The sequence below is a fragment of the Burkholderia cepacia complex sp. TUM26381 genome, assembly GCF_057439935.1.
Map to the genome: position 1 here is coordinate 2,640,365 of NZ_CM172007.1, position 26,193 is coordinate 2,666,557.

Genomic DNA, 26,193 nt, shown 5'->3' on the forward strand with positions numbered 1-26,193 from the left:
GCGCGACGGCCGCACGAAAGACTGCAGAGGGCCGGGGATTCGACACGCGCAGGCCGCACGCCCCCTCGCGTGAATCAGGTGATGCGTTGCTTCGCGCGCCTGCGTTGCACGAGCCAGTCGAGCAGTTGCCGCCCGTCGCGTTCGCCGAACCAGCGCGCGTGCCCGATCAGGTAGCCGTCGTACGCGATGTCGACGATCGCCGGCGCATCGATGATGCAGCCGAAATACGCGACTTCCGACAGCGCGAACTCCGTATGCACGATCGGCAGCAACGCGACCAGCGCCGCGTACGCGTCGTCGCTCAGCGGTTCCAGCGATTCGTAGCCGTCGAGCAGCGCGTCGATCTGTTCGTATTCGATGCGCCGCGCATCGGCCGGCGCCATCCAGTCGACCGTATTGCGCTCGATCGCAAGCGCGAGGTCCATCACCGCGCACGTGCGATCCGACAAGCCGAAATCGAGCACGGTGCGCACCTGCGCGCCGGGTTCCGCCCCCGTCCACAGCAGGTTCGACGCATGCCAGTCGCCATGCGTCCACAGCGGCGGCAACGCCGGCAGCAGCGGCACGAGGCGCGCGTGATACGGGCCGATCGCGTCGGCCACGTCGCCGCGCCAGTCGCGCGATCCGAGCGCGCGCACGAGCAGCGGCTGCGCATCGACCCAGCGTTCGAGCGCGCCCGCCAGATCGGCGGACGACAGCACGCGAAAACTCGACAGCAGCGTGCGGACGGGCCGCGCGGGTGCGTCGTAACCGGCCGACGCGCGATGCAGTTCGGCCAGCGCGCGGCCGGCCGCGTACGCGTGCGAAGGATGCGTGAACGGCTGCCACGACATCACGCCACGATACGGGTCGACGCCGGGCGCGAGCACGTGCACCTCGTAGGTCCAGTCGCCGGACGCAAACGCGGTCGCGCCGTTGCGATCGGCCAGCACGTCCACCACGGGGATGCCGCGTTCGCGCAGATGCGCGATGAAACGATGCTCTTCCTCGAGCCCCGCGACATCGCGCAGGCTCACGTGATGACGCTTGACGAACAGCCCGCGCCCGTCCGCCATCCGCACGAGCACGGCCGCCGCGAACTGCCGCGGGCTGTGCCACGTGAGCCGCGCCGGCTCGCCCGCGCCGTCGATCCGCGCGAGTACGGCCGCCACCTCGTCGTACGTCATCAGCGGCCAGTCGCGTTCGGCCTGCTCGCCGTCGACGCCGAATTGCGGCGGCGCGACGTCACGCGACAGGGGGCCGTCCGGCTCGAGTGGGAATGACATGACCGATGTTGCTCCGTCGTTGAATCCGTGCGTGAATCAGCGTGCGCCGCCGCCCGACGCCAGTGCGCCGCCGGCTGCCGCGCGCAACGCAGCGGCCGTGCGGCTCCAGTCGCGCCAGCCGACGACAGCCAGCCCGATGAACAGCGCATAGAGTCCGGCCGTCAGATACAGTTCCTTGAACACGAACATCCCGACGTACACGACGTTCACGACGATCCACAGCCCCCACGACGCGATGTAGCGCCGCGCGGTCCAGTATTGCGCGACGAGGCTGAACGCGGTCAGCGACGCATCGACGAACGGCAGCGCCGCATCGGTCCAGCGCGCCATCATGCCGCCGAGCAGCGCGCTGCCGATGACCGCCGCGATCAGGTCGGGCAGCATCTTGAGCGGCCGCACGCCGGTGACGGGCGCGACGTCGCCGGCCGGCGCCGCGCCGCCGTCGGCCTCGCTCGCGCGCTGCGCGAGCCAGCGCTGCCAGCCGTACACCTGCAGCACCGCGAATGCGCCTTGCAGCAGCATGTCCGAATACAGCTTCGCATCGAAGAAGATCCAGCCGTACAGCGCGACCGACGCGAGCCCGACCGGCCAGCACAGCATGCGGCGCTTCGCGGTCAGCCAGATCGCGAGCGCGCTGACGATCACGCCGGCGATTTCGAGTGGGGACATCGTCTGTGCTCTCCTGGTTAGCTGCCGGGGCGGCGCATCACGCGGCCGGTTCCGGACGGTCAGAAATCATAAGTCAACGACACGCGCGCGGTGCGCGGCGCCCCCGGGAACAGGTAAGCATCGCCCTGCTGCTCGCCCGCGTCGCGCCAGTAGAACTTGTTGAACAGGTTGTCGACCGACACGCGCAGCACCGTGCGATGGCCGCCGATCTTCGTCGTATAGCGCGCGCCGAGATTGAACACGAACCACGACGGCACGCGCGCGGTGCCTTCTTCGTTCGCATTGCGCGCCGCGCTGTACTCGACGCCGCCGAGCACGTTCAGGCCCGCGACGCCCGGCACCGCGTAGTCCGCATACAGCGACGCACGCAACGCCGGCACGTTGATGATCTGGTGCCCTTCGTAGGTCGGCGACCCCGAATCGACCGCACGAGCGCGAATCGCCGCGACGCTGGCCGTCAGCCCCAGCCGCCCGGTCAGGCGGCCGGCCGCGCCGAGCTCGATCCCCTGGTGCCGCTGCGTGCCGCGCTGCACGAACGTATAGGACGTGCCCGACGGATCCGGGTCGGCGAACTGGAACGGCTTGCTGATCGAGAACACGGCGGCCGTGAGGCTCAGCCGGTCAAGCCAGTCGTATTTCGCGCCGACCTCGAACTGGTGCGATTCGACGGGCGGCAGGAACGCATACGCGTTGGTCGCGCGTACCGGCGCCTGGTCGCCGAGCGACAGCGCCTTGCTGTACGACGCATACAGCGACAGCACGTTCACCGGCTTGTAGACGAGCGCGACCTGCGGCAGGAACACCGAGCGGTCGGTGCGCGCCGTGTCGCCGTCGAGGCTGCTCCAGCTGCGCTGGCGCAGCAGCACCTCCTTGCCGCCCGCGAGCACCTGCCAGTGTTCGCCGATGCTGATGCGGTCGAGCCCGAACACGCCGTATTGCCACGCGTCGAGGCGCGGATACGACGGCCCCGGCGAATTCGGCGACGGCGAGAAGGTCACGTCGGGCCCGTAGACGTTCTCGCTGCCCACGTAGTCGTACACCGCGTCGGCCATGTGCACGACGCGCCGCTGCACGCTCACGCCGAGCGTCAGCTCGTGCCGCAGCGGCCCCGTCGCGAACTTGCCGGTCGCGACCGCGCGCAGGTCGTCGTTGCGCCGGTATTCGCCGGGGCTGCGGAAGTCGTAGACGTCGTAGTCGCCGTTCGCGCCGAAGAAGAACGGCGACGTCGCGCCGGCCGTGCAGCTCGCCGCGTAAGAACAGCCGTACGCGAACGCGCTGTTGTCGTCGATCATCGTGCGGCTGCGGCCGGCGGCGAGGTAGGCCTTCCAGTCGTCGTTGAACTGGTAGTCGAAGCGCGCGTTCAGGTTCAGCGCGTCGGTCGTCACCGGTTTCGCCCACGGCTGCGTGCCGAGCGCCTTCGACGTCGTCTTGACCGACGGCACGACGGTGCCGCCGAGCAGCTGGTAGCCGGGCGCCGAGCGCTGGATCCACTGCTGGAATTCGGCGTTGAGCTGCAGGCTCGCGCGCGGGCTGATGTCCCAGTCGGCGGCGATCGAGCCGAACGTGCGCCGCCCGTTGGTGCCGTCGATGTAGGAGTGCAGGTTCTCCTTCGCGGCATTGATCCGGAAGCCGAACTGATTGTCGGGGCCGAAGCGGCGGCCGAGATCGACGGCCGCCGACGTCGAGCCGCGGCTGTCGACGCCGCCCGTCACGCTCGCGACGTTCGCGGAGCGCTTGGTCACGAAGTTGATCACGCCGCCGGGTGCGACGACGCCGCTGTCGATACCCGCGAGCCCCTTCAGGATCTCGACGCGCTCCTTGTTCTCGAGCGGCACGTTCTGCTCGCCGGACACCGTCAGCCCGTCGATCCGGATCGCGCTCGCGAGATCGACCGGAAAGCCGCGGATCGCGAAGCCTTCGAAATAGCCGACCGGCGCGTAGTCGTTGACGACCGATGCGTCGTTGCGCACGACGTCGCTCAGCCGCTTCGCCTGCTGGTCGTCGATCAGCGCGCGCGTGATGACGTTCACCGACGCCGGCGTGTCGCGCAGCGGCGCGTCGTCCAGCCCCGCGACCGAGGCTTCGCGCGCGCGCAGCGTGCTGCCGCGCTCGCCGCTCACCGTGATGGCAGGCAGCGTCGCGCTGCCGGCCGCGCCGGCGTCCGGTGCGGGCGCGTCGCCGGGTGCCGCGGCGGCCTGCGCCGCGAAAAGCGTGATGCCGAGGCCGACTCCGAGCCCGACCTTCGTGCGCCGCCGCCGTGCGGGCAACGCTGTTGTTCTATTCACCGTCATTGTTCTGGATGGAAAACTCGCCACTCGACCTTGTCGAAACCCGTTACGAAGCTGCGAAGCGTGCTCCCGCGGATACATCCGCCCCTTCCTCCGGACACATGCGTCGACACGATTTTCATCAGGCGAATCGGACGATTCGGCACGCGCGCGTGCCGGCCGGTCAGGAAGACGCAGGATGGGACATCGGATTCAGGTGACGCGCCGGGCACCGACGCAGCTGTCGACGGCTTCGTCGGGAACTGGCGGGCGGCCGGCGGCATCGCGCGGTCGTGTCATGCGGGGGACGCTTCGAACGCCCCGGTGCGGGCGGCGGGCCTTGCGCCGGCCGTTCTCGTCGGAACGGCGGCCTGCCCGTCGCGCGCGACATCGCGGCGTGGCGCGCATTTTACCCCGGGCGGGCGCATTGACCGTGGAATCCGGCGGAACGGGGGGCGGGAAAGGCGGGAACGGGGAAAAGCGCTTCGGGCGGCACGGCAACGGCGACGATCCGGCCGCGCCGCCCGTCATGCGACGCAACGTCGACGATCGGCGCGATCCCGCGCCGGTCAAGCGACGGAAACCGCGAGCAGGCGATATCGTCCGCTCGCGGTTTCCGGGCCGCTCAGAACCCCTGCATCGTCACGGTCGGATCGACGACCAGATGCACGACGCCGTAGATCACCGCGCCGACCAGCAGCGCGAGCAGGATCGCCACGAACGGCAGCAACGTGAAGTTGGCGTTCGCGAGATCGGTCGCGTGCGCCTTGCTGTTGCGCACGCCGAAGAAACTCCACAGGACCAGGCGGACCATGCCGAGCAGTTTCATGATGGGCTCCTTTCATCGAATCGGTTGACGCTATCGTCGATCCGACCGGCATCCGAAAAAAGAAGCAGTTGCGCGCGCTTTTCGCGCAGCAGGCCGTCTGCGGCGGCATGTCGCAGGGGCGTCAGCGGTCGAGCACGAGCGGCTCCGTGGCCCCTGCCGCGGGCCGCGCGACGCACAGCAGCGCGCAGCCGGGTTCGACCGCTGCATCGGGCGTTTGCTCGTAGTCGACCGAACCGGACAGCACGCGCGTCGCGCACGTGCCGCACGAACCGGAGCGGCATTCGGACGGCACGGCCACGCGCTGCCCTTCCGCGAATTCGAGCAGCGTGCCGTCGGCGGGCGTCCACGCGGCTTCGCGCGCCGTGCGCCGGAACACGACCGGCACGCTTGCCGCCGCCGGCGTCGCTGACGCGCGGGTCGTACTGCGTGCGACGCTCGACGGCCCGAACGCCTCGAAGCGGATGCGCTCGTCCGCCACGTTCAGCGCGCGCAGCCCGTCGTACAGGTCGCGCATGAACGCCGCCGGCCCGCACAGGTAGAAGTCGTAGTCGTCGAACGACAGGATCCGCTTCAGTTGCGCGATGTCGATGCGGCCGGCCCGCGCTGCCGAGCCTTCGCCGGGATGACTGTCGAACCAGTGAAGCGACACGCGTGGATCGGTGGCCGCGAGGTGCGCCAGTTGCGCCGCGAACGGCCGGTCGGCCGCTTCGCGCGCGCCGTGCACGAACACGACGCGGCGCGACGGTGTGTCGTCGGCCAGCGCACGGTGCAGCATCGCGACCATCGGCGTGATGCCGATGCCGGCCGACACGAGCACGGCCGGCCGCGGGCTCGCGAGATCGAACGTGAAGCGGCCGCGCGGCATCTGCGCGTCGAGCGTCATGCCCGCCTGCGCGTGATCGTGCAGCCACGCCGATGCGCGTCCTTCGCGCTTCACGCTGATCCGGTACTGCGCGCCGCCCGGCGCGCCGGACAGCGTGTAGCTGCGAATCGCCGGCGCATCGCTGCCCGGCAGCGCGATGCGCAGCGTCAGGTGCTGCCCGGCTTCATAGGCGGGCAACGCGCCGCCGTCCGCCAGTTCGAAATGGAACGACCGGATCGCGCGCGCTTCGTCGACGATCTTCGCAATGCGCAGCGGCCGCCATGCGGGTGCCGATTCGGGTGCCGATGCAGGTGCGGCCGCAGGCGCCGCAGGGGCAGCCCCCGCCACGCCCTCCGAAGCCGCCGCCGTCGCCACGAACTGCGGCGCGCGCTCGACCGCCGACCACCGGAACGGCAGCACCGCACGCACGCGCCGCACTTCCCGCACATGGAAGCGCACGACGCGCTGCGCGCCGTCGAACGACGCGACGAGCGGCCCGTCCCACACGATTTCCGCGTGCGCGGCGACATACAGCAGGTCGCCGCTGTCGAAATCGACGAACAGCAACCCCGCGCGCGGATCGTGCTGCAGGTTGCCGAGCGTGTTGAAGAAGCGGTTGCCGCTGAAATCGGGCGTCGTCAGCGTATGCGCATCGTCGACGCGCACGAAGCCCGGCATCCCGCCGCGATGCGATACGTCCGCGCCGCGCGCGGCGCCCGCATCCGCCGACGTGTTCGCACTCGCGACGAAGAACGTGTCGGCCTGCGCGAGCAGCGCCCGATCCGCCTCGCTCAACGCGTCGGACACGTCGGGCGCGACGGATGCATCGACGGCCCGCGCGACGAAGGCCGGCTTGCGACCCTGAATGTACTTCGCGCAGTTGCCGAAGCTCTGCTCGACCGCGATCGTCAGCGCATCGCCATCGATCGCGCGCACGACGCCGTTCACGCGATTGCGCCGCCGCGTATCGAATTCGATCCCGAGCCCGCCGAGCGCCGCGCCCGGCTGCCACGCGCCGGCCAGCGGATCGCCCGGCAGCGCACGCGCCGCGATGCGCAGCGTGCGTGCATCCGGCGACGTGACGAAGCCCGGCGCGCCGGCGCGCAGCGTCGCCCACGGCTGCCCGTGCGCATCGACGCCGCCGAGCACGAAGAACGGCAGTTGCGCGAAGAACGTCCGGTGCTGGTCCGGCATGAAGCGCCGGATCCCGCGCCGGCCGGCCGCGCCTGCGGCCTCGCTCACGCCCGCGCGCTGCTGCACGGCGAGTTCGCCCGCGTGAAACGGCGCGGTATCGAGTTCCCAGCCCGGTATGACGGCGGTCGGCGCGTTCATCGCGTTCTCCTGGACAGGCGCGGTTGTGGGGGGCGTTACGCGGCGAGCAGGCCCGCGCGCGTCGTCGGCATGCCGACGAAGCCCGGCAGCGCCTCGACGCGGGCCAGCCACGCCCGGACGTGCGGATACGGTTCGAGCGACACGCCGCCTTCCGGTGCGTGCGCGATGTACGTGTACGCGGCGATGTCCGCGATCGTCGGCTGCGCGCCGGCCGCGAACGGCTTGCCGGCCAGTTCGCGATCGATCACGTCGAGCACCTTCGCGGCCGTGCGCTTGGCCGCCTCCGGGTCGAGCGGCGCCCCGAACACGGTCACGAGCCGCGCGGCCGCCGGGCCCGACGCGATCGGGCCGGCCGCGTACGACAGCCAGCGCTGCACGGCCGCCGCGCCGACCGGGTCGCCGGGCAGCCAGTGCGCGTCGCCGTAGCGCTTCGCGAGGTACACGAGAATCGCGTTCGAATCGGCGATCACGGTGCCGCCATCGTCGATCACGGGCACCTGCCCGAACGGATTGAGCGCGAGGAACGCCGGTTCGCGTTGCGCGCCGGCCGCGAGATCGACGTCGATGGTCTCGGACGGCAGCCCGAGCAGCGACAGGAACAGCCGGACACGGTGCGCATGCCCCGAGAGCAGGAACGAATAGACGCGGATCGGCGAGGCAGGCTTGCGGGCGGCAGACATGGAAAACACTCCGGAATCTCGCGCCGCCGGGAGTCGGCGACGAACGGCTCCAGCGTAGCGCTCGCCGTTCATCGCCAGAAGACGGATAATCGTGGAAACATTATCCGCTTTCATAGGACAATCGACGATGGCCGACCTGCGCGACGTGAACCTGAACCGGCTGGCGATCTTCGTTGCGGTGGTCGATGCCGGCTCGCTGACGGCCGCGGCCGAGCGGCTCGGCCTCGCGAAGACGGTCGTCAGCACGCACATGCAGCGCCTCGAATCGGAGGTCGGCGCGAACCTGCTGGTGCGCACGACCCGGCGACTGAGCGTGACCGATGCGGGCCGCGTGTTCTACGACGCGTGCCGCGACATCGTGCGCGCGACCGAAACCGCGCTCGACGCGGTGTCGTCCGATGCCGGGCCGCTGCGCGGCACGCTGCGCGCGAGCGTGCCGATCGACTACGGTGCGCTGGTCGTCGCGCCGGCCGTCGTCGCGTTGCGCGACCGGCATCCGGAGCTCGATGTCGAACTGGTGGCGAACGACCGCGTCGTCGATCTCGTCGCGGACAACCTCGACGTCGCGATCCGGATCGGCCGCCTCGCCGATTCGAACTACCGCGCGGTACAGCTCGGCACGTACGAGAAATGGCTGGTGGCAAGCCCTGCGTTCGTCGCGCGGTACGGGCTGCCGCGCGATCCGGATGCGCTCGCCGGACTGCCGTTCGTGATGCTGTCGACGCTGTCGCGCCCGCACACGCTCGAACTCGGCAACATGGACGGCGCCCATGCGGCGGTGCGCTGCGTCGCGCCGGTCGTGTCGAACACCGCGACCGCGTGCCGCGCGATCGTGCTCGCGGGCGGCGGCTTCGGGCTGCTGACGGATTTCTCGACCGCGGACGACGTCGCAGCCGGCCGGCTCGTACGGCTGCTGCCGGGGTGGCGCACGGCGCCGGCCGGGATTCACGCGGTGTATCCGTCGACGCGGCTGCCATCGCCGAAGGTGCGGGCGTTCATCGATGCGATGAAGGGGCGGATCGGGGAGACGCCGCCGGGGGCACCGGTGCGTGCGAAACGCACGACCGGCTGAACCCGGATTGCCGGTCATGCCGGACGACGCTGCGGCAATCCGTGCGCTTCAATTACCTCCAAATTCCTTTCTCGCGGCTTTCCGATTCGGATCGAATATACCCTCTTTTATTTCCGAAAATTAGGCATTGCCTTTCCATTTTTTCTACTAATCTTATTCCCGGTAATACGCTGATTTGCGTTTACCGAAATGCCTCAATACTCCACTTTATTCAACAAAGGAGTCTGAAAATGCAAACCGCCGCAATTTCATGGGGAAGCACGCCGTCGATCCGCGTCTACACGGCCAACGGCAACAAGATCACCGAACGCTGCTACGACGGCCAGAACTGGTACACGGGTGCGTTCAACCAGGCAGGCGACAACGTGTCCGCGACATGCTGGCTGGTCGGAAGCGCAATCCACATCCGCGTGTACGCGACCAGCGGCGGGACGACGACCGAGTATTGCTGGGATGGCGACGGCTGGACCCGGGGCGGATACACGGGTTCCTGATCGAACGTGCCTGGGGCGCCGAGGGTTGAGCGCCACGATCGGCGCAATGCGAGCCGTTTCACATTGCGCCGTTTTTTAATTGCCATCGCATCCCGCCATCAATCAATGGCGCATGGAGAAAGATTAATACAGCGATATTTTTAAACCCGATCACAATTCGTCACCCAATCTCATTTTTATTTATTAAAAAGACGATTAAATCGCATGCAATGACAACACGGCGCCCCGGGCACCGTGCGGTTATCCTGTTTTTTCATTTTCAGCCTGCCATTGCCGGGGCATTACGGGAATGGCGCAATACCATCCGGCCTACCCGATTTCCCGCAACGTCCCCAGCAGCACCCGCCGGCAACTCGCGATCATCTGCGCCTCCGGATCGCGATATTCGGTGAGCAGCCACGCCGCGCCGACGTTCGTCATCGCGCCGACGAGCGCGAGCCCGATCAGCCGCTGCTCGGTGCGCTCCGCGGGCGTCGCCGCTTCATGCGGCGCGCCGATCGCCATGATCAGCTTGCCGAAGTCGATCAGCATGCGCTGGTACGTCATGTCGGTGTCCGCGCTCACGCCCATCACCTCGAGCAGCAGCACACGGGCCGCGCACGGGTCGCGCAGGAACCCGAAGAACGCGGCAAGCCCGACGTCGACGCTCTCGTACAGATCGCCGCCGCGCTCGGCCACCGCCTGCGCGACCGCGTCATGCAATTGCTGCGCGTGATGCAGGTAGGTGCAGCGCAGCAGATCCTCGGTGCTGTCGAACGCCGCATAGAAATAGCGATCGTTCAGCTTCGCTTCCTGGCAGATCGACCGCACGGTCGCCTTGCGGAACCCGACCGTGCCGAACACGCGCGTCGCCGCGCGGATCAACGCGTCGCGCCGCTCGGCGGCCCGTACCTCGGGCGCCACGCCGCCATACGACCGGCCCCTTTTTTCCGTTTCGAGTGCTTTCTCCATTCCGCTATTTGACATCAGGACACCCGAAAACTAAAGTGGTGACGACCAACACCACAATAGGCGCGCCGCCGGTGCAGCGCAAGCGGAACGGGAGGAACGACGAATGAAGGGGTTTTCCGGGAAGGTCGCCGCGATCACGGGCGCCGGTTCGGGCATGGGCCGCAGCCTCGCGGTCGAGCTCGCGCGGCGCGGCTGCGAGGTCGCGCTCGCCGACGTCAACGAAACCGGGCTCGCCGGCACGGCGGCCGCATGCGCGCAGCACGGCGTGCGGGTGAGCACGCGGCGGCTCGACGTCGCCGACCGCGATGCGGTGTTCGCGTGGGCCGATTTCGTCCGCGCCGGGCACGGCAAGGTCAACCTGATCTTCAACAACGCGGGCGTGTCGCTGGCCGCCAGCGCCGAGACCGCGCGCCTCGCCGATCTCGAATGGATCGTCGGTATCAACTTCTGGGGCGTCGTGCACGGCACGCAGGCGTTCCTGCCGCACCTGCGCGCGTCCGGCGACGGTCACATCGTCAACACGTCGAGCCTGTTCGGCCTCGTCGCGATGCCGACGCAAAGCGCATACAACGCAACCAAGTTCGCGGTGCGCGGCTTCACCGAAGCGCTGCGGATGGAACTCGAGCTCGACGGCGCGCCGGTGAGCGCGACCTGCGTGCATCCGGGCGGCGTCGCGACCAGCATCGTCGACGCGGGCCGCGTCGATACCAGCATTCACGCACTGACGGGCCAGGACGAAGCGACCCATCGCCGCCAGGCGAACCGTCTGATCAATGCAACGACGGCCGACGACGCCGCGCGGCAGATCCTCGCGGGCGTCGAGCGCAATGCGCGCCGCGTGCTCGTCGGCGCCGACGCGCGCCGGCTCGACCGGATCGCGCGCCTGCTCGGCGCCGGTTACCAGTGGCTGATGCTGCGCCACGTGCGCCGCGCCCGCGCACGCAACCTCGACCGCGCGCATGCCCCGGCCGCGCTCCCGACCACGCCGACCAAGGACCCCGCATGACCTCGACGACGACCGACCGGCGCGATGCGCCGCCCGCCCCCGGCGCCCGCCGCGACAGCAACGACCTCGACGTGCTGATCGTCGGCGCCGGCCTGTCCGGCATCGGCGCCGCGTATCACCTGAAGCAGCGCTGCCCGCATGCGAGCGTCGCGATCGTCGAAGCGCGCGAAGCGATCGGCGGCACCTGGGATCTGTTCCGCTATCCGGGCGTCCGTTCGGATTCCGACATGTTTACGCTCGGCTACAGCTTCCGCCCGTGGCACAGCGACAAGGCGATTTCCGACGGCCAGACGATCCTCGACTACATCCGCGACACCGCGCGCACGTACGGCATCGACAAGACGATCCGCTACGGCCAGAAGGTCGTCGCGGCCGACTGGGATTCGAACCGTGCACGCTGGACGGTGCGCATCGAGCGCACGCAGGGCGGCACGACCGACACGCTCGTGACCACCTGCCGCTTCCTGTTCATGTGCAGCGGCTACTACGACTACGACGCCGGCTACCGGCCCGACTGGCCCGGCCTGGACACGTTCGAGGGCAACCTCGTGCATCCGCAGCACTGGCCGAAGGACCTGTCGTACGCGAACCGGCGGGTCGTCGTGATCGGCAGCGGCGCGACGGCCGTCACGCTCGTGCCGTCGATGGCGGCCGACGCACAGCACGTGACGATGCTGCAACGTTCGCCGACCTACATCGTGTCGCTGCCCGCCCGCGACAAGATCGCGAATGCATTGCGCCGCGTGCTGCCGTCGCGGCTCGCGCACCGGCTCGTGCGCGTGAAGAACGTGCTGCTGACGATTTACCTGTACAACGTGTCGCGCCGCAAGCCCGACCAGACGAAGAAGTTCATCATCCGCGCGGCCAGCAAGCAGCTCGGCCCCGACTTCGACGTCGCGAAGCACCTGACGCCGCGCTACATGCCGTGGGACCAGCGCGTGTGCCTCGTGCCGAACGGCGACCTGTTCAAGTCGATCCGCGCGGGCCGCGCGTCGATCGTCACCGACGAGATCGAGCGCTTCACGCCGACCGGCCTCAAGCTCAAGAGCGGCCAGCAGCTCGACGCGGACGTGATCGTCACCGCGACCGGGCTCAAAGTGAAGATGCTCGGCGGCGCGCGCGTCACCGTCGACGGCCGCGTGGTCGACCTGCCGGAGACCGTGTCGTACAAGGGGATGATGTACAGCGACGTGCCGAATCTCGCGTCGTCGTTCGGCTACACGAACGCGTCGTGGACGCTGAAGGCCGAACTGATCGCGCGCTACGTGTGCCGACTGCTCAACCACATGCGCGCGAACGACTACGACACGTGCGTGCCGCGGCTCGGCGCCGGCGAACTCGGCGACGTGCCGGCCGTCAACCTGAGCTCGGGCTACATCCAGCGCGCGGCCGGCATCCTGCCGAAGCAGGGCCATCACAAGCCGTGGAAATTCCACCAGAACTACGTGCGCGATCTTGCCTCGCTGAAGTTCAGCGCGCTCGCCGATTCGGCGATGCATTTCGAACGCCGCGCAAAAACCGGCCCGGCCGCCACCGCGCCGGTCGCCGAACCCGCACTCGAAACCCGTTGAGGCCGACATGACCCCTGTGCTCCATCTGATCCAGAACGTACTGCTCGGCGTCGTGGCGGTGCTCGCCGCGCTCGCGCTGTTTACCGGTTACGTGGCCCGGCGCGTGACGCGCGGGTTTCCGCCCGAAGGCCGCTTCGTGGACATCGGCGGCGACCGCATCCACTACGTCGAATACGGCGACGGCCCGCCGATCGTGTTCGTCCACGGGCTCGCGGGGCAGTTGCGCAACTTCGCGTACCTGCCGCTTGCACGTCTCGCGCAACGGCATCGCGTGATCATCATCGACCGTCCGGGCGCCGGCCGCTCGCTGCGCGGCGCGGGTTCGCAGGCGAACGTGTACGCGCAGGCCCGCACGGTCGCCGCGTTCATCGACGCGCTGCGGCTCGACAAGCCCGTGCTGGTCGGCCATTCGCTCGGCGGCGCGATCGCGCTGGCGGTCGGCCTCAACCATGCGGACCGCGTGAGCCGGCTCGCGCTGATCGCCCCGCTGTCGCACGAGCAAACCGAGCCGCCCGCGCCGTTCCGGCCGCTGATGCTGCCGTCGCCGCTCGTGCGCCGCTTCGTGTCGTGGACCTTCGCGATCCCGCTGACGATCCTGACCGGCCGCAAGGCGGTGCGCCAGGTGTTCGCGCCGGAAGACGTGCCGCGCGACTTCCCGGTCAAGGGCGGCGGCCTGCTCGGGATGCGCCCGCACGTGTTCTACGCAACGGCGACGGACCTGCTGTCGGCGCCCGTCGACCTGCCCGCGATGGAACGCCGCTACGCGGACCTCGCGCTGCCGGTCGACGTGCTGTACGGCCGCGCCGATCCGATCCTGAACTGGCGCGAGCACGGCGAAGCGCTCGCGAAGAAATCGGCGCGCGTGCGGCTGAAAGTGGTCGAGGGCGGGCACATGCTGCCGGTCACGATTCCCGATGCGACGGCCGACTGGCTGCTCGAAGTCGCCGCCGCGCCGGTCGAAGCAGCCGCACCGGCGGCACGCATCGCGTAAGCCGCGGCAGCGAAACCGGGCCTGATTCCGTGCCGTGCCGCCGGCACCGCGGCGGAATCAGGCTTCGTCGTCGGGTAGCGACAGCCCGAGATCCGATATCACCTCGCGCGCGGTCCGGAACGCCTCGACCGCGGCCGGCGCCCCCGCGTACAGCGCGCTGTGCAGCAACACCTCGCGGATTTCGACGAGGCTCGCGCCGTTGTTGAGCGCACCGCGAATGTGCCCCTTCAATTCCGTGCTGCGGCCGAGCGCCGCCAGCATCGCGCACGTGCACAGGCTGCGCGTCTTCAGGTCGATCCCGCCCCGCTGCCACGTGCTGCCCCACGCATGTTCGTTCAGCCAGTTCTGCAACGGACGCGAAAATCCGTCGAGATCGCGCATCGCGCGCTCGACGAACGCCTCGCCCATCACGTCGATCCGCCGCGCCTTGCCGTATTCCCTGTCCTGTTCGCTCATGTCGGTGTCCTGGTTGGAGTCGTGGCCGCTTCAACGCCACCGGCGGCCGGGGGATTTCGCGCCATGTTCATCGGGCCGCCGCGTTTCGTCAAAGATGCGGCCCTCGGTTCGCCCCTGCCCGCGCAACGCGATGTCGAACGCTACGTAACATCGCGCCGCACGTTACGTCGGCTTACGGGAACATCGCAACGGACACGCAGGCGCACCGGACGTGCCCGTCGCGCGAATCCGCCATTACTCCGTTTAAATCGCGCCGATATTCCCGATTCCCGCAACAAAGCACGACACCGTTTCTCGAAACCTGTCGTGGCGCGGAATTTGCAGTGAAGGCTTCGACACACTTCCAATGTCGAGGCCAACATGCACAAACTCTTCAAAAAGACGACGGTAACGATGGCCGTCTCGTCACTGCTCGCGCTGTACGGCTGCGGCTCGGTCGATGGACCGACGACCCCGCCGACGATCAAACCGAGCACGTCCGGGACGGGTGGCACTTCGGGGACGTCCGGTACGTCCGGCGGCGGTTCGTCGGGGACGTCGGGTGGCGGTAGTTCGGGGACTTCCGGTACGTCGGGTACTTCCGGTACCTCGGGTACTTCAGGCACCTCGGGTACTTCCGGTACCTCGGGTACTTCCGGCACGTCGGGTACTTCCGGTACGTCGGGTACTTCCGGCACCTCAGGTACTTCCGGTACCTCGGGGACTTCCGGTACGTCGGGCACTTCCGGTACGTCGGGCACTTCCGGTACGTCGGGCACTTCCGGTACCTCGGGGACTTCCGGTACCTCGGGTACTTCCGGTACGTCGGGCACTTCCGGCACCTCGGGTACTTCCGGCACCTCGGGTACTTCCGGCACGTCGGGTACTTCCGGTACCTCGGGGACTTCCGGTACGTCGGGCACCTCCGGTACGTCGGGCACTTCCGGTACCTCGGGGACTTCCGGTACCTCGGGTACTTCCGGTACGTCGGGCACTTCCGGCACCTCGGGTACTTCCGGCACCTCGGGTACTTCCGGCACGTCGGGTACTTCCGGTACCTCGGGTACTTCCGGCACGTCGGGCACCTCCGGTACGTCGGGTACTTCCGGCACCTCGGGTACTTCCGGCACCTCGGGTACTTCCGGCACCTCGGGTACTTCCGGCACCTCGGGCACTTCCGGCACGTCGGGTACTTCCGGTACGTCGGGCACTTCCGGTACGTCGGGCACCTCCGGCACGTCGGGCACCTCCGGCACCTCCGGCACCTCGGGCACCTCCGGCACCTCGGGCACTTCCGGCACGTCGGGCACTTCCGGCACCTCGGGCACTTCCGGCACCTCGGGCACTTCCGGCACGTCGGGCACTTCCGGTACCTCGGGTACCTCCGGCACGTCGGGCACTTCCGGTACCTCGGGTACCTCCGGCACCGGCGTCACCCCCCTCGGCAATGTCCTCCAGAAATCCGGCAACCTCGTGACGGCGCTCGGCACGACGGTCGCGAACGGCGGCGGTCAGATCGGCGGCGTGCAGATCCCCGGCACGAACCCGACGACGGCCACCAGCGTCGGCAACGCTGTCACGAGCCTCGGCAACGGCGTGCAGTCGCTCGGCAATGGCGTCGCGGCCGGCCTCGGCTCGATCGGCGTGTCGGCGAACCCGCTCGGACCGACGCTGACGTCGACCACCGGCCTGCTGACCGGCGCCGGCGGCGCGGTCAACAACCTCGGCAACGCGGTGAAGAGCCTCGGCTCCGGCCCGCTGTCGCCGCTGTCCCCGGTCACGACGCTCGTCGGCGATCTCGTCAATACCGTCGGCGGCGCCGTCAATTCGACCGCGTCGGGTCTCAACACGGCGCTGAACAGCGCGCCGGTCCAGCAGCTCGAGACGCAGGTCGGCAAGCTGATCAACCCGATCACGAATACGCTGACCGGCGGTGTCGCGACGCCGGGCGCCACGCAGACGCTCGGTGGCGTCACGCTGCTCGGCACGCCGCTCAACGGCCTGCTGAGCACGCTCGGCAACGGTCTCGCGCTCGCGGGCTCGAAGGTCGGCGGCGCAACCGACAACCCGGTCGGCGCGGGACTCGGCGGCGTCGTGACGCAGCTCGGCAACACGGTGACGTCGGCCGGCGGCCTCGTCCACGACAACAACGCGGGCAGCTCCAGCAGCGGCACCGGCGGCAGCAACCCGCTCGCCCCGATCACGGGCCTGCTCGGCACGCTGACGGGCGCGCTCGGCGGCGGCAGCTCGAGCGGTTCGGGCGGCACCAGCGGCACGAGCAGCGGCGGGCCGCTCGGCCCCGTCACGGGCCTGCTCGGCTCGCTGACGGGCGCGCTCGGCGGCATCGGGTCGAGCGGCACGGGCGGGACGAGCGGTACCGGCGGCACCAGCGGCACCGGTGGCGCGGGCATCGGCGGCCTGCTGGCGCCGGTCACCAACCTCGTCAACTCGCTGACGCCGCTCGGCGCCAGCCTCACCGGCACCGTCACGACGCCGGGCGGCAACGTGACCGGCTCGCTCGGCGGCGTGCTGACGAGCGGCCCGGTCGGTGCGCTCACGGGTGCCTTGACGACGCCGGCCGGCTCGGCCGGCGCCACCGGCACGGTCAGCCCCGGCGCAGCAGCCGGCACGGTGACCACGCCGGCCGGCAGCGGCACCGTCGCAGCCGGCCTGACGGGCGGCTCGAGCGGCGGCGCCGCAGGCGGTGCCGGCAACCTGCTGTCGCCGGTGACCAACCTGCTCGGCGGTCTGCTGGGCGGCGGCACCAAGAAGTAAGCCTTAACGCATCACGAACCAGAACGACAGGCCAATGGCCGGGCGCGCATCCATACAAAGCCCGGCCGACGGCCGGCGTCACCCGCCAAGCGGGGACGCCGGCCCTCATCCCTACGAGGATCCAACCATGAATTCCACGCTCGACGGCATCGTCGCGGCCCAGGACCGCCCACCCCGTTCCGCCACGCCCTTCCGGGCCGGCCTGCTCGGCATCACGGCCGGGCTCTTTGCGCTGTGGGTCACGCGCGACCATCCGACGCTCGATGCAGCCACGCGCGCGGTCATCGCCAGCCTCGCGATCATCGGCACGATCGCGCTGCACGAACTCTTCATCTCGCGCGTCTACCTGCGCCCGAGTGCCGGGCTGTCGCGCCAGGCCGTCCGGCCCCTGGGCATCGCGCGCGTCACGACGCGGCTCGGCGCGCTGACGTCGATCTACGCGGGCATCGGCGTCATCTACTGGCTGCTGCCCGAATACCACGGCGCGTTCTACTTGCCGTTCTGGTCGCTGCTGCGCTCGCTCGCGCCGTACGTGATCGTCGCCGCGCCGTTCTACTTCGCGTGGATGGACCGCCACCAGCGCGAGACCGACGACGCGTACCTGCTGTGGGGCCGCTTCCTGTTCCGCCGCGAGCAGCCCGCGAGCTGGAAACCGGTGCGCGAGATGCTGGCCGGCTGGGGCGTGAAGGCATTCTTCCTGCCGCTGATGACCGTGTATCTGTCGAAGGACGCCGATCACCTGAGCGCGTCGCTCGCGAACGCGATGCACGCGCCGATGACGATCTCGACCTTCGTGTTCATGTACGACCTGTCGTTCACGATGGATCTGATGTTCGGCACCGTCGGCTACCTGTGCACGTTCCGCATCCTCGACAGCCACGTGCGCACCGTCGAGCCGACGACGCTCGGCTGGGTGGCCGCGCTGATCTGCTACCAGCCGTTCTGGTCGCTGATCTCGAACAACTACATCCGCTACGAAGGCTCGGTGTTCTGGGACAACTGGCTGCTGTCGGCGCCGACGCTGCGCGTGATCTGGGGCGCGGCGATCATCCTGCTGCTGCTGACCTACGCGCTGTGCACGATCTCGTTCGGGCTGCGTTTCTCGAACCTCACCAACCGCGGGATCATCACGTCGGGCCCGTACCGCTTCACCAAGCATCCGGCGTACATCACGAAGAACCTGTCGTACTGGATGGTGTCGGTGCCGTTCGTCGAGCCGCTCGGCTGGCAGATCGGGCTCATGCACTGCGCCGGGCTCGTCGCGGTCAACCTGATCTACTACACGCGCGCGAAGACGGAAGAACGTCACCTGATGCGCGATCCCGACTATCGCGCCTATGCCGAATGGATCGCGCAGCACGGGCTGTTCGCGCGAATCCGGCACGCGTTCGGAGGGCGGCAGGCGGCGTGACCCGGCGACTCCGTGCCGGGCCGGCCACGCGTCGGCCCGGCCGCCAACGCGCACGCCGCCGGCTCATCCGCATCGGCGCTTCAACATGGAAATCGCGACGACGCATGCCGCCGGCATGACGAAGCAAAATCCCGCCAACGGCCACGGCGTATCGCCCGGCAGTACCAAGGTCGCAAACGTGCCGGCCCCGCCGACGATCAGGCTCTGAACACAGTAATACAGCGCGACCGCGGTTCCCGCGGCATCGTCGAAATCCCGAAGCGCACCGTTCGCCGTCACCGACGACATGAGAACGATGCCGACCGCGACGATCCACATCGGCATCACGAACGCGACGAATGACGGCGCCATCGCGACGGTGCAGGCCGCCAGGACGATGGCCCCCGTCATCATGACGCCGGCGCCGCGGACGAAGCAGCCCGGAATGCCCCAGCGCGGCACGAACCATCGCGCAAAGCGCGCGGCGATGATCATCACGATCGCGACGGTGGCAAATGCCGCACTGAATTCGGTGCGGGAAAAACCGGCACGACCGATGAGCACACGCGGCGCGATCGAGAAGAACACGAAAAAGGCACCCATTGCAGTGCCGAAACCGAGCGCATGGACCCGGAACGACTGGTTGCGCATGATCGACGCCACCGGCAGTCGTGGCCTGCTCTTCACCGGCGGTCGCGTTTCATGCCAGCGCGACCACGCGCGGCCGAGTGCCAGACATCCGGCCAGACCGAGCGTCACGAAGATCGCGCGCCATCCGAAACCGTGCGCAATGCCTGCACCGAGCATCGGCCCGAGCGCCGGCACGAACGCCAGGATCGCGCCGAACTGACTGTAGAGGGTGCTGCCTTCCGGCCGGCCGGCGTAGACGTCGCGCACCGTCGCGAAGGTAGCCACGAGGACGGCGGACGCACCCAGCGCCTGCAGCAGACGCAGCGCAACGAATACGTCACCGCTGCTTGCCATCGCGAGCGCCAGCGAGGCCGCCGAGAACAGCAGCGCGCCGCCCAGCAGGACCGGCCGCCGTCCGACACGATCCGACAACGGGCCGAACATCAACTGGCCCACGCCAAGCACGACCATGTAGACGCTTAGCGTCAACTGAACCATCGCGGGCGACGCATGCAACGCCGACGGCATCTCCGGAACCACCGGCAGATACACGTCCATGGCCAGCGACGCGAGGAGATCGAAGGGGGCCATCAGCAGCAGGGCCGACGGCAACGAGTAGGCCCATGCGGGCGCAGATTGATCAGGCATGACAAGGCTTCCGCTCGGACAAAGGAAATCCGGCGGCAATCTGCCTGCTGAGTCAGTGACGAGAGGAGATCGCCGCAACAACCGGGTGAAGAAGGTTGCTGCGGCTCAGCGATCCGTGGACGGGCCCGCTCCCATGATCAGATCCTTGTGGGGGTCGTTAGCCGTGCAGTGTATGCGATTTCGCGGCGCGAACGCGCAACGCGGCCACGACCATCCGCAGCCTCTCGCACGGCATCGGCTCACGCCCCCTTGCGGCCAATTGTCGCGAAACACCGCGATTCTCCTCTTTTCGTCGCTTTTCTCCGCCTGCCCGATTGCCGCCCCCCGGCACCTCGCGTAGGGTGCTGGCCGTCCGCGCACGATCCGTCGCGCCGACACCCGACCGTCGTTCCGCACGACGGCCGTGCGGGCCGTGCCCGCCGCTCACCGTCTCCGCGATGCCGCCCGCCGGCGCCGCGCATTCATGAGGAAAGAGGCGTGATCCACAAAGTCCTGATCCTGTTCGCACTCTGCATCGCGGGCCTCGCCGCGATCGCCGCCGGTTTCCAGCACATCCCCAGCTGATTCGCGGCCCCGGCTCGCTGCGCCGAGCCCGGGGGCCGCACCCATTCGTTTCCCATTTGCGATGAACCTCTTTCCCGAACCGCCCGCGACGGGCGGCCTTTGCCATGCGTATCGACGTACAGCATTCCCAGCACGACATCGACGACGAACTCGACCTCCTTCATGAACGCCTCCACCAGCCGGGCCATCGCCTGCACGGCCTGCCGGCCGTCGCGCTCGGCCGCTCGGGCCTGATCGTCCGCCACCGCGAAGCGGATGGCGAATACTTCCTGTACGTCGAAGATCCGGCCGCGCGCCAGCTCGCCGGCTACACGGTGTTCAACCGGCTGCCCGAGATCCCGCGCCGCGCCGACCGCTACCTGCGCGCGCCGCACACGCGGCTGCGCGGCTCGGCGCAACGCAAAGGCGTCGCGACGACGCTGTACCGCTGGGGGCTCGACGCGGGCCTGTGCCTGCTCAGCGGCGCGCGCCAGTCGGTCGGTGCCGCGCAGTTGTGGACGGCGCTCGCGCAGGATTACCGGCACGGCTTCGTCGATGTCGCGGGCCGTGCGCTGCACTATCTCGGCGATGTCGTCGCCGACGACGTGCACGGTGCGCTGCATACGCGGCGGCTGTTGCTCGGGAATGGATGGACGATGACGGAATTCGCGCGAGCGGCCGGCATGAGCGATACGGAACCGGTTCGGTGCGATCCCGCGATGGTATTAAACGCGACACGCCGGGACGCAAGCATCGGCAACGGACACGACGACGCCCGGCCGCCGATGCGATAATCCGTCGGATCCGCGCGACGCGGCTGCGCATTGCGCGCCAACCGAAACGCCCCTCGATGACCACCGATCCCCGACCCGACGCCGACCGCCGCATCGACATCGTCGCGCTGTGCGGCAGCCTCCGCGCGCAATCGTACAACGCCGCACTGCTCGATGCGGCCGCACGCGTCGCCCCGCACGGCATGCATGTCACGCGCTTCGATCGTCTCGGCGAATTCCCGTTGTTCAATCCCGATGCCGAATATCCGTCGCCTGCTGCGGTGCGCGACCTGATCGACCGCCTGAACGCAGCCGACGGCATGCTGATCGCCAGCCCGGAATACGCACACGGCGTAACGGGCGTGATGAAGAACGCGCTGGACTGGGTCGTGGGATGCGAAGCGGTCGTGTACAAACCGGTCGCGGTGCTGAATGCGTCACCGCGCGCGACCCATGCGGACGCGGCGCTGCGGGAAACGCTGTCGGTGATGTCGGCGCGCATCGTCGAACCCGCGTCGATCACGCTGCCGGTTCTCGGGAGCCAGCTCGACGCGGCCGGCATCGCCGCGCATCCGCCGTTCGCGTCGGCGCTCGCCGACGCGTTGCACGCGCTGCGCGCGGCAATCGACGCCACGCCGCCGGGCCGATAGGCAACCCGCACGCCCGAACGCGTGCGGCATCGCGTTATCGCGCCTTGGCGCGCGTCACCTTCTTCGCCGGCTTGGCCGCCTTTGCGCGCGGCGCTTCCTTCTCGGGCTGCGCGCCGCCGCCGGCGAGATCCTCGAGCCACGCGAGCGCATCGACATAGGACAGGAACTGCTGCAGGTATTCAGGCGACAACTCGCGCATCGTCGCAAGCGACCGGTGCACGAGACTGTTCGAATTGAGCGGCCCCGCGTTGCGCGGCACCTGGTCGAGCGATTGCCGGTACTGCTGTTCCGTGCGGACTTTCGACCACATCGCGCGGAAGTAGTCGACCAGTTCGGGATCGAGCCCGCGCCGGTCGGCCTGCGCATCGCGAGCCAGCCCTTCGACGAGCGCCGCGAGCCCGCCATGTGCGGGCGCCGCCGTCACGGCAGCCAGCGCGTCGCGCATGGGGCCGGCTTCACCGGCCCGCGCAACGACCTCGGCAAAACCGTCGAGCAACGTCGCCAGCCGCGCGTCGAGCAACGCGCGCGCGCCGCCCTCGAGCGCGGCCGCGCGCCGTTCGAGCGCGTCGATCCGGTGAAAGCGCACGGGATCGAGCTGGTCGGCGCCCTGCTCGCGCCATGCGTCGAGCGTTGCGCGCACGTGCGTCGCGTCGCCCGTCACTTCGCCTTCCCTCCGTTCGATGCCGACTTGCGCGGCACCGGCGCGATCTCCACGCGGCGGTTCTTCGCGCGGCCTTCATCGTCCGCGTTCGAGCTGACCGGCTGCTCGGAGCCGAACGCAGCCGCGAACACCGACGCCGCCGGTACGCCGGCGTCGATCAGCGCGCGCGTGACCGTCAACGCGCGCTTGGCCGACAGCTCCCAGTTGTCCGCGAACAGGCGGTTGCCGGCATGCACCTGCTGGTCGTCGGCGAAGCCGCTGATCATCAGGATCTCGTCGCGCGTCTTCAGGTACGTGGCCAGCGGTACAGCCAGCGTCTTCAGCAGGTCGCGGCCCGCCGGCTGCAACTGATCGGAGTTCAGCGCAAACAGCACGTTGCCGCTGATGCCGATGCGCCCGTTCACGAGCGTCACGCGGCCGGCCGCGAGCGGCCCGGCGAGCGCCTGTTCGAGCGACTTGCGCTGCTGCGCCTCGAGCTGGCGCGCACGCACGGCTTCCTCGAGCTTCGACGTCAACTGAAGCTGCATGCCGATCACGCCGACGAGGATCAGCACGAACGCGCCGAGCAACACCGACATCAGGTCGGCGAACGCGGGCCATACCGGCGCCGATTCCGCGCCGCCGTCGATTTCGTCGTGCATGCGTTACGCTCCGACGGGTGCCCGCCGGCCGGCGAGATGCTGCAGGTCTTCGACGATCTGCTTCTGCGACATCACGCTCAGGTCGATCACCTCGCGCGCCTGCGCGACGTAGTACTCGAGCTGCTCGTCACTGCGCGCGAGCGATTTCTCGAGCGCGGCCTCGATGCGCTGCAGATGGGTCAGCAGCTTGTCGTTCGATTCGCCGAATACCTGTACGGCCATCCCGAACGCATCGCCGAGGCTCGCCACTTCGACGGCGCCGGCCGTGACCTGCGCGGCCACCGAGTCAAGCTTGCGCGTTTCGGCATCGACGGTGTCGTTGAAGCGCGCGCCGACGCGATCGAGCAGATCGGCCGACGTGCTGACGAGCGCGTCGATCGCGGTGCGCTGTTCGGTCGACGCGTGGTTGACCGCGCCGAGCAGCGTTTCGAGCGTCGCGAGCAGGCGGCTGCGCTCCTCGAGCGTCGCGGTGTCGCGCACCATGCTGTCGGACAGGCGCTGGCGCAGTTCGGCGACGACGTCGGCCGCGGCCTTCGGTGCTTCCGACGCAGCCTGCACGAGGCGTGCGATTTCGTTGATCGTGTCGCTCGCGTGCACTTGCGCCTGCGCGGTGATGTCGTTCGCGGTGCGGGTCAGCGTGTCGCAGATGTCCTGCTGGCGCGTCGCGGCCTGCGCGCTCGTCTGCGCCCATTCGTCGCGCAGCGCGGCCGCCATCGCGGCGAGCGAATCGTTCCATGCGGACAGGCGGGCTTCGTCGCGTGCGGCCAGTTGCGTCTGCAGGCCGGCATGCGAGTCGCGAATCGTCGACAGCAAGTCGTTCGAGCGTTGTTCGAACGTTGCAGCTTGCGTGGTCAGATCGCGCGTCGTCTGGGCGAGCGCGTCGCAGATTTCCTGCTGACGGCCGGCGCTGTGCACACCCGCGCGCTGCCATTCGTCGCCGAGCTTCGCGGCCATCGCGGCCAGCGAGTCGTTCCATGCCGACAGGCGCGCTTCATCGCGTGCGGCGAGCTGCGATTGCAGGCCCGTATGCGAATCGCGGATCGTCGACAGCAGGTCGTTCGAGCGTTGTTCGAACGTCGACGCCTGCGTGGTGAGGTCGCGCGTCGTCTGGGCGAGCGCGTCGCAGATTTCCTGCTGACGGCCGGCGCTGTGCACACCCGCGCGCTGCCATTCGTCGCCGAGCTTCGCGGCCATCGCGGCCAGCGAGTCGTTCCATGCCGACAGACGTTCTTCGTCGCGTGCCGCGAGCTGCGATTGCAGGCCCGTATGCGAATCGCGGATCGTCGACAGCAGATCGGTCGAGCGCTGTTCGAACGTCGAAGCCTGCGTGGTGAGGTCGCGCGTCGTTTGGGCGAGCGCGTCGCAGATTTCCTGCTGGCGGCCCGCGCTATGCACGCCCGCGCGCTGCCATTCGTCACCCAGCTTCGTGGCCATCGCGGCCAGCGAGTCGTTCCATGCCGACAAACGTTCGTCGTCGCGTGCGGCAAGCTGCGCTTGCAGGCCCGTATGCGACTCGCGAATCGTCGACAGCAGATCGCTCGAACGTTGTTCGAACGTCGAAGCCTGCGTGGTGAGATCACGCGTCGTCTGGGCAAGCGCATCGCAGATTTCCTGCTGACGGCCCGCGCTATGCACACCCGCGCGCTGCCATTCGTCGCCCAGCTTCGCGGCCATCGCGGCCAGCGAGTCGTTCCACGCCGTGAGGCGCTGTTCGTCGCGCACCGCCAGATCGGTCTGCAGCCCCGCGTGCGACTCGCGCATCGCGGCGAGCGTCGCGCCCGAATGGCGCTCGAACGTCGCGGCGGCTTCACCCAACGCCCGCGCGTGCTGGCCCGCGAGCGCCTCGCCGACCTGCTCCTGACGCGCCAGCGCATCGCGCCACGCATCCGACAGCCGGCCTTCGGTCGATTCGAGACGCGTCGCGACGCCGTCGAGCAGGTCCGTCGAACGCTGCGCGAAGGTGTCGGTGAACTGGCCGAGCGTCGTCTGCAGTCGCTGCGCGACGGCGTCGCCCGCCTGACGTTGTTCGTCGATCGCGCGGTTCCAGACGGCCGTCACGTTGCCGGTGGTCTTCTCGAAGCCTGCCGTCAGCCCGTCGAGCTGACGCTGCACGGCGCCGGTCACGGTGTCGCGCAGCGCGGCCATCTCCTGCGCGAGCCCCGTCATCGTCGCGGCGACGACCGGCTGCAGCGCTGCACCGGCCACCCGTGCGCTTTCGGCGGCGCTTTCCTTCAGCGCGTCGCCGACGTTCGACGCGAGCCCCGCATACGCGCGCTCGGTCCGGTCGAAAAACGCCTGCTGGCTTTCAAGCTGACGGTCGTGCAGCGCAACGCTGCGCGCCTCGAGCGTCGTCATCATCGTCTGCAGCCGGTCAACCAGCGCCGGCATCACGTCGGCCTGGCGCTGCAGCAGCCGGAACGATTCGTCGCGCTGATGCGCGGACGAATGCACGCGCAGCGTCGTCGCGATCTTCGCGTCGAGCTGCTGGGCCGCATCGATCCGCTCGCGGCGCACGAGCGCGGACAGCAGCCCGAGCATCGCGGACGTCGCGACACCGGCGATCGACGTGCCGAACGCGAACCCGAGCCCCTTCACCGGCGCGATCAGCGACGCGCGGATCGCATCGAGATCGGTCGCGCTTTCGAGTGCGGCGCCGGTGCCCTTCAGCGTGACGACCATCCCGAGCAGCGTACCGAGCATGCCGAGCAGCACCAGCAGGCCGACGAGGTAAGGCGTGAGCGCCGGGCCGGGCAGCGCGACGCGTGCGCCTTCGACACGGGCGCGCACCGCGCCGCGCAGGCCCGGGTGCAGGGTGTCGAGCCATGTGTCGAGCGTCGCGGGCGGCTCGGTCAGGCCGGCCACCGCGCGCGACAGCGTGGCGGTCGCCTGCCGGTAGCGCAGCAGCTCCCACGCGCCGGCGACGTAGCACGCGCCGATCAGCAGCGTGACGGCCGACGCCAGCGGGTTCGACGCGATATAGCCGACACCGATCCAGCCCACTGCGAGCAGACCGGCGACGAAGACAACGAGATCAAGGCGAATTCTGGACATAGCGTGT

General features: G+C 69.1%; 21 protein-coding genes. 9 read left to right on the top strand and 12 right to left on the bottom strand.

Annotated features, from left to right (window positions below; translation table 11 throughout):
- Nucleotides 1-74: 74 nt before the first annotated feature.
- The 6 genes from ACWMMN_RS28525 to ACWMMN_RS28550 all read right to left on the bottom strand — a co-directional run bounded on the left by ACWMMN_RS28525 (nucleotide 75) and on the right by ACWMMN_RS28550 (nucleotide 7,904).
- The gene (locus tag ACWMMN_RS28525) at nucleotides 75-1,265 is read right to left on the bottom strand and encodes a phosphotransferase enzyme family protein (RefSeq protein ID WP_486423457.1); all 1,191 of its coding nucleotides are present in this window, start codon (nucleotides 1,263-1,265) and stop codon (nucleotides 75-77) included.
- 36 nt (nucleotides 1,266-1,301) lie between these two features.
- A complete protein-coding gene (gene pnuC / locus ACWMMN_RS28530) occupies nucleotides 1,302-1,934 on the bottom strand; it encodes a nicotinamide riboside transporter PnuC (RefSeq protein ID WP_059237485.1) in 633 nt (210 codons plus the stop codon).
- A gap of 59 nt (nucleotides 1,935-1,993) precedes the next feature.
- Nucleotides 1,994-4,225, bottom strand: coding sequence for a TonB-dependent siderophore receptor (locus ACWMMN_RS28535; RefSeq protein WP_486423458.1), 2,232 nt, complete (start codon nucleotides 4,223-4,225; stop codon nucleotides 1,994-1,996).
- 601 nt (nucleotides 4,226-4,826) lie between these two features.
- A complete protein-coding gene (locus ACWMMN_RS28540) occupies nucleotides 4,827-5,030 on the bottom strand; it encodes a DUF2970 domain-containing protein (protein ID WP_006486164.1) in 204 nt (67 codons plus the stop codon).
- Nucleotides 5,031-5,151: 121 nt separating this feature from the next.
- Nucleotides 5,152-7,224, bottom strand: coding sequence for a pyridoxamine 5'-phosphate oxidase family protein (locus ACWMMN_RS28545; protein WP_340625249.1), 2,073 nt, complete (start codon nucleotides 7,222-7,224; stop codon nucleotides 5,152-5,154).
- Between the two features lie 35 nt (nucleotides 7,225-7,259).
- Nucleotides 7,260-7,904, bottom strand: a complete 645-nt coding sequence (locus ACWMMN_RS28550) for a glutathione S-transferase family protein (protein WP_059237488.1) — start codon at nucleotides 7,902-7,904, stop codon at nucleotides 7,260-7,262.
- A gap of 127 nt (nucleotides 7,905-8,031) precedes the next feature.
- Between ACWMMN_RS28550 and ACWMMN_RS28555 the strand changes: the two genes are divergently transcribed.
- Nucleotides 8,032-8,976, top strand: coding sequence for a LysR family transcriptional regulator (locus ACWMMN_RS28555; protein ID WP_059237489.1), 945 nt, complete (start codon nucleotides 8,032-8,034; stop codon nucleotides 8,974-8,976).
- Between the two features lie 230 nt (nucleotides 8,977-9,206).
- Nucleotides 9,207-9,470: a fucose-binding lectin gene (locus tag ACWMMN_RS28560; RefSeq protein ID WP_059237490.1), complete on the top strand. Its 264-nt coding sequence runs from the start codon at nucleotides 9,207-9,209 to the stop codon at nucleotides 9,468-9,470.
- 309 nt (nucleotides 9,471-9,779) lie between these two features.
- Here ACWMMN_RS28560 and ACWMMN_RS28565 read toward each other — a convergent pair whose 3' ends face one another.
- On the bottom strand, nucleotides 9,780-10,421 hold the full coding sequence (locus tag ACWMMN_RS28565; RefSeq protein ID WP_226195930.1) for a TetR/AcrR family transcriptional regulator: 642 nt from the start codon (nucleotides 10,419-10,421) through the stop codon (nucleotides 9,780-9,782).
- Between the two features lie 103 nt (nucleotides 10,422-10,524).
- Between ACWMMN_RS28565 and ACWMMN_RS28570 the strand changes: the two genes are divergently transcribed.
- The 3 genes from ACWMMN_RS28570 to ACWMMN_RS28580 are packed head-to-tail and all read left to right on the top strand — an operon-like array spanning nucleotide 10,525 to nucleotide 13,989.
- Nucleotides 10,525-11,427 carry an SDR family NAD(P)-dependent oxidoreductase gene (locus ACWMMN_RS28570; RefSeq protein ID WP_059237492.1) on the top strand — a complete coding sequence of 301 codons (903 nt, stop codon included), beginning with the start codon at nucleotides 10,525-10,527 and terminating at the stop codon, nucleotides 11,425-11,427.
- Nucleotides 11,424-12,998, top strand: coding sequence for a flavin-containing monooxygenase (locus ACWMMN_RS28575; RefSeq protein ID WP_486423459.1), 1,575 nt, complete (start codon nucleotides 11,424-11,426; stop codon nucleotides 12,996-12,998). The genes ACWMMN_RS28570 and ACWMMN_RS28575 overlap by 4 nt, the downstream gene beginning before the upstream one ends.
- Nucleotides 12,999-13,005: 7 nt before the next feature.
- Nucleotides 13,006-13,989: an alpha/beta fold hydrolase gene (locus ACWMMN_RS28580; RefSeq protein WP_059237494.1), complete on the top strand. Its 984-nt coding sequence runs from the start codon at nucleotides 13,006-13,008 to the stop codon at nucleotides 13,987-13,989.
- Between the two features lie 57 nt (nucleotides 13,990-14,046).
- Here the strand turns inward: ACWMMN_RS28580 and ACWMMN_RS28585 are convergent, their stop codons facing one another.
- Nucleotides 14,047-14,445, bottom strand: coding sequence for a carboxymuconolactone decarboxylase family protein (locus ACWMMN_RS28585; protein ID WP_059237495.1), 399 nt, complete (start codon nucleotides 14,443-14,445; stop codon nucleotides 14,047-14,049).
- 360 nt (nucleotides 14,446-14,805) lie between these two features.
- Here ACWMMN_RS28585 and ACWMMN_RS28590 point away from each other — a divergent pair, with 360 nt between their 5' ends.
- A complete protein-coding gene (locus tag ACWMMN_RS28590) occupies nucleotides 14,806-17,199 on the top strand; it encodes a collagen-like triple helix repeat-containing protein (protein WP_256086690.1) in 2,394 nt (797 codons plus the stop codon).
- A 127-nt stretch (nucleotides 17,200-17,326) separates the two neighbouring features.
- Nucleotides 17,327-18,610: an isoprenylcysteine carboxylmethyltransferase family protein gene (locus ACWMMN_RS28595; protein ID WP_059237497.1), complete on the top strand. Its 1,284-nt coding sequence runs from the start codon at nucleotides 17,327-17,329 to the stop codon at nucleotides 18,608-18,610.
- A gap of 63 nt (nucleotides 18,611-18,673) precedes the next feature.
- Here the strand turns inward: ACWMMN_RS28595 and cml are convergent, their stop codons facing one another.
- On the bottom strand, nucleotides 18,674-19,867 hold the full coding sequence (gene cml, locus ACWMMN_RS28600) for a CmlA/FloR family chloramphenicol efflux MFS transporter (protein ID WP_059237498.1): 1,194 nt from the start codon (nucleotides 19,865-19,867) through the stop codon (nucleotides 18,674-18,676).
- 668 nt (nucleotides 19,868-20,535) lie between these two features.
- Here cml and ACWMMN_RS28605 point away from each other — a divergent pair.
- Both ACWMMN_RS28605 and ACWMMN_RS28610 read left to right on the top strand, forming a co-directional pair.
- A complete protein-coding gene (locus ACWMMN_RS28605) occupies nucleotides 20,536-21,204 on the top strand; it encodes a histone acetyltransferase (RefSeq protein ID WP_226195926.1) in 669 nt (222 codons plus the stop codon).
- Nucleotides 21,205-21,260: 56 nt separating this feature from the next.
- The gene (locus ACWMMN_RS28610; protein ID WP_059237499.1) at nucleotides 21,261-21,833 is read left to right on the top strand and encodes an NADPH-dependent FMN reductase; all 573 of its coding nucleotides are present in this window, start codon (nucleotides 21,261-21,263) and stop codon (nucleotides 21,831-21,833) included.
- Between the two features lie 34 nt (nucleotides 21,834-21,867).
- Here ACWMMN_RS28610 and ACWMMN_RS28615 read toward each other — a convergent pair whose 3' ends face one another.
- The 3 genes from ACWMMN_RS28615 to ACWMMN_RS28625 are packed head-to-tail and all read right to left on the bottom strand — an operon-like array spanning nucleotide 21,868 to nucleotide 26,186.
- Complete coding sequence (locus tag ACWMMN_RS28615) at nucleotides 21,868-22,494, bottom strand: DUF2894 domain-containing protein (protein ID WP_059237500.1); 627 nt, start codon at nucleotides 22,492-22,494, stop codon at nucleotides 21,868-21,870.
- Nucleotides 22,491-23,135, bottom strand: coding sequence for an OmpA family protein (locus ACWMMN_RS28620; RefSeq protein WP_059237501.1), 645 nt, complete (start codon nucleotides 23,133-23,135; stop codon nucleotides 22,491-22,493). Before ACWMMN_RS28620 ends, ACWMMN_RS28615 begins: the two co-directional genes overlap by 4 nt.
- A 3-nt stretch (nucleotides 23,136-23,138) precedes the next feature.
- Nucleotides 23,139-26,186 carry a DUF802 domain-containing protein gene (locus ACWMMN_RS28625; protein ID WP_059237502.1) on the bottom strand — a complete coding sequence of 1,016 codons (3,048 nt, stop codon included), beginning with the start codon at nucleotides 26,184-26,186 and terminating at the stop codon, nucleotides 23,139-23,141.
- Between the last annotated feature and the right edge of the window lie 7 nt (nucleotides 26,187-26,193).

Excerpts from the sequence above, each read along its gene's own strand:
- ACWMMN_RS28590 (WP_256086690.1), top strand. The coding sequence starts at position 14,806 with ATGCACAAACTCTTCAAAAAGACGACGGTAACGATGGCCGTCTCGTCA.
- ACWMMN_RS28570 (WP_059237492.1), top strand. The coding sequence starts at position 10,525 with ATGAAGGGGTTTTCCGGGAAGGTCGCCGCGATCACGGGCGCCGGTTCG.
- ACWMMN_RS28550 (WP_059237488.1), bottom strand. The coding sequence starts at position 7,904 with ATGTCTGCCGCCCGCAAGCCTGCCTCGCCGATCCGCGTCTATTCGTTC.
- ACWMMN_RS28525 (WP_486423457.1), bottom strand. The coding sequence starts at position 1,265 with ATGTCATTCCCACTCGAGCCGGACGGCCCCCTGTCGCGTGACGTCGCG.
- ACWMMN_RS28605 (WP_226195926.1), top strand. The coding sequence starts at position 20,536 with ATGCGTATCGACGTACAGCATTCCCAGCACGACATCGACGACGAACTC.
- ACWMMN_RS28585 (WP_059237495.1), bottom strand. The coding sequence starts at position 14,445 with ATGAGCGAACAGGACAGGGAATACGGCAAGGCGCGGCGGATCGACGTG.
- cml (WP_059237498.1), bottom strand. The coding sequence starts at position 19,867 with ATGCCTGATCAATCTGCGCCCGCATGGGCCTACTCGTTGCCGTCGGCC.
- ACWMMN_RS28560 (WP_059237490.1), top strand. The coding sequence starts at position 9,207 with ATGCAAACCGCCGCAATTTCATGGGGAAGCACGCCGTCGATCCGCGTC.
- ACWMMN_RS28625 (WP_059237502.1), bottom strand. The coding sequence starts at position 26,186 with ATGTCCAGAATTCGCCTTGATCTCGTTGTCTTCGTCGCCGGTCTGCTC.
- ACWMMN_RS28575 (WP_486423459.1), top strand. The coding sequence starts at position 11,424 with ATGACCTCGACGACGACCGACCGGCGCGATGCGCCGCCCGCCCCCGGC.
- ACWMMN_RS28535 (WP_486423458.1), bottom strand. The coding sequence starts at position 4,225 with ATGACGGTGAATAGAACAACAGCGTTGCCCGCACGGCGGCGGCGCACG.
- ACWMMN_RS28610 (WP_059237499.1), top strand. The coding sequence starts at position 21,261 with ATGACCACCGATCCCCGACCCGACGCCGACCGCCGCATCGACATCGTC.
- ACWMMN_RS28555 (WP_059237489.1), top strand. The coding sequence starts at position 8,032 with ATGGCCGACCTGCGCGACGTGAACCTGAACCGGCTGGCGATCTTCGTT.
- pnuC (WP_059237485.1), bottom strand. The coding sequence starts at position 1,934 with ATGTCCCCACTCGAAATCGCCGGCGTGATCGTCAGCGCGCTCGCGATC.
- ACWMMN_RS28580 (WP_059237494.1), top strand. The coding sequence starts at position 13,006 with ATGACCCCTGTGCTCCATCTGATCCAGAACGTACTGCTCGGCGTCGTG.
- ACWMMN_RS28565 (WP_226195930.1), bottom strand. The coding sequence starts at position 10,421 with ATGGAGAAAGCACTCGAAACGGAAAAAAGGGGCCGGTCGTATGGCGGC.
- ACWMMN_RS28545 (WP_340625249.1), bottom strand. The coding sequence starts at position 7,224 with ATGAACGCGCCGACCGCCGTCATACCGGGCTGGGAACTCGATACCGCG.
- ACWMMN_RS28595 (WP_059237497.1), top strand. The coding sequence starts at position 17,327 with ATGAATTCCACGCTCGACGGCATCGTCGCGGCCCAGGACCGCCCACCC.
- ACWMMN_RS28620 (WP_059237501.1), bottom strand. The coding sequence starts at position 23,135 with ATGCACGACGAAATCGACGGCGGCGCGGAATCGGCGCCGGTATGGCCC.
- ACWMMN_RS28540 (WP_006486164.1), bottom strand. The coding sequence starts at position 5,030 with ATGAAACTGCTCGGCATGGTCCGCCTGGTCCTGTGGAGTTTCTTCGGC.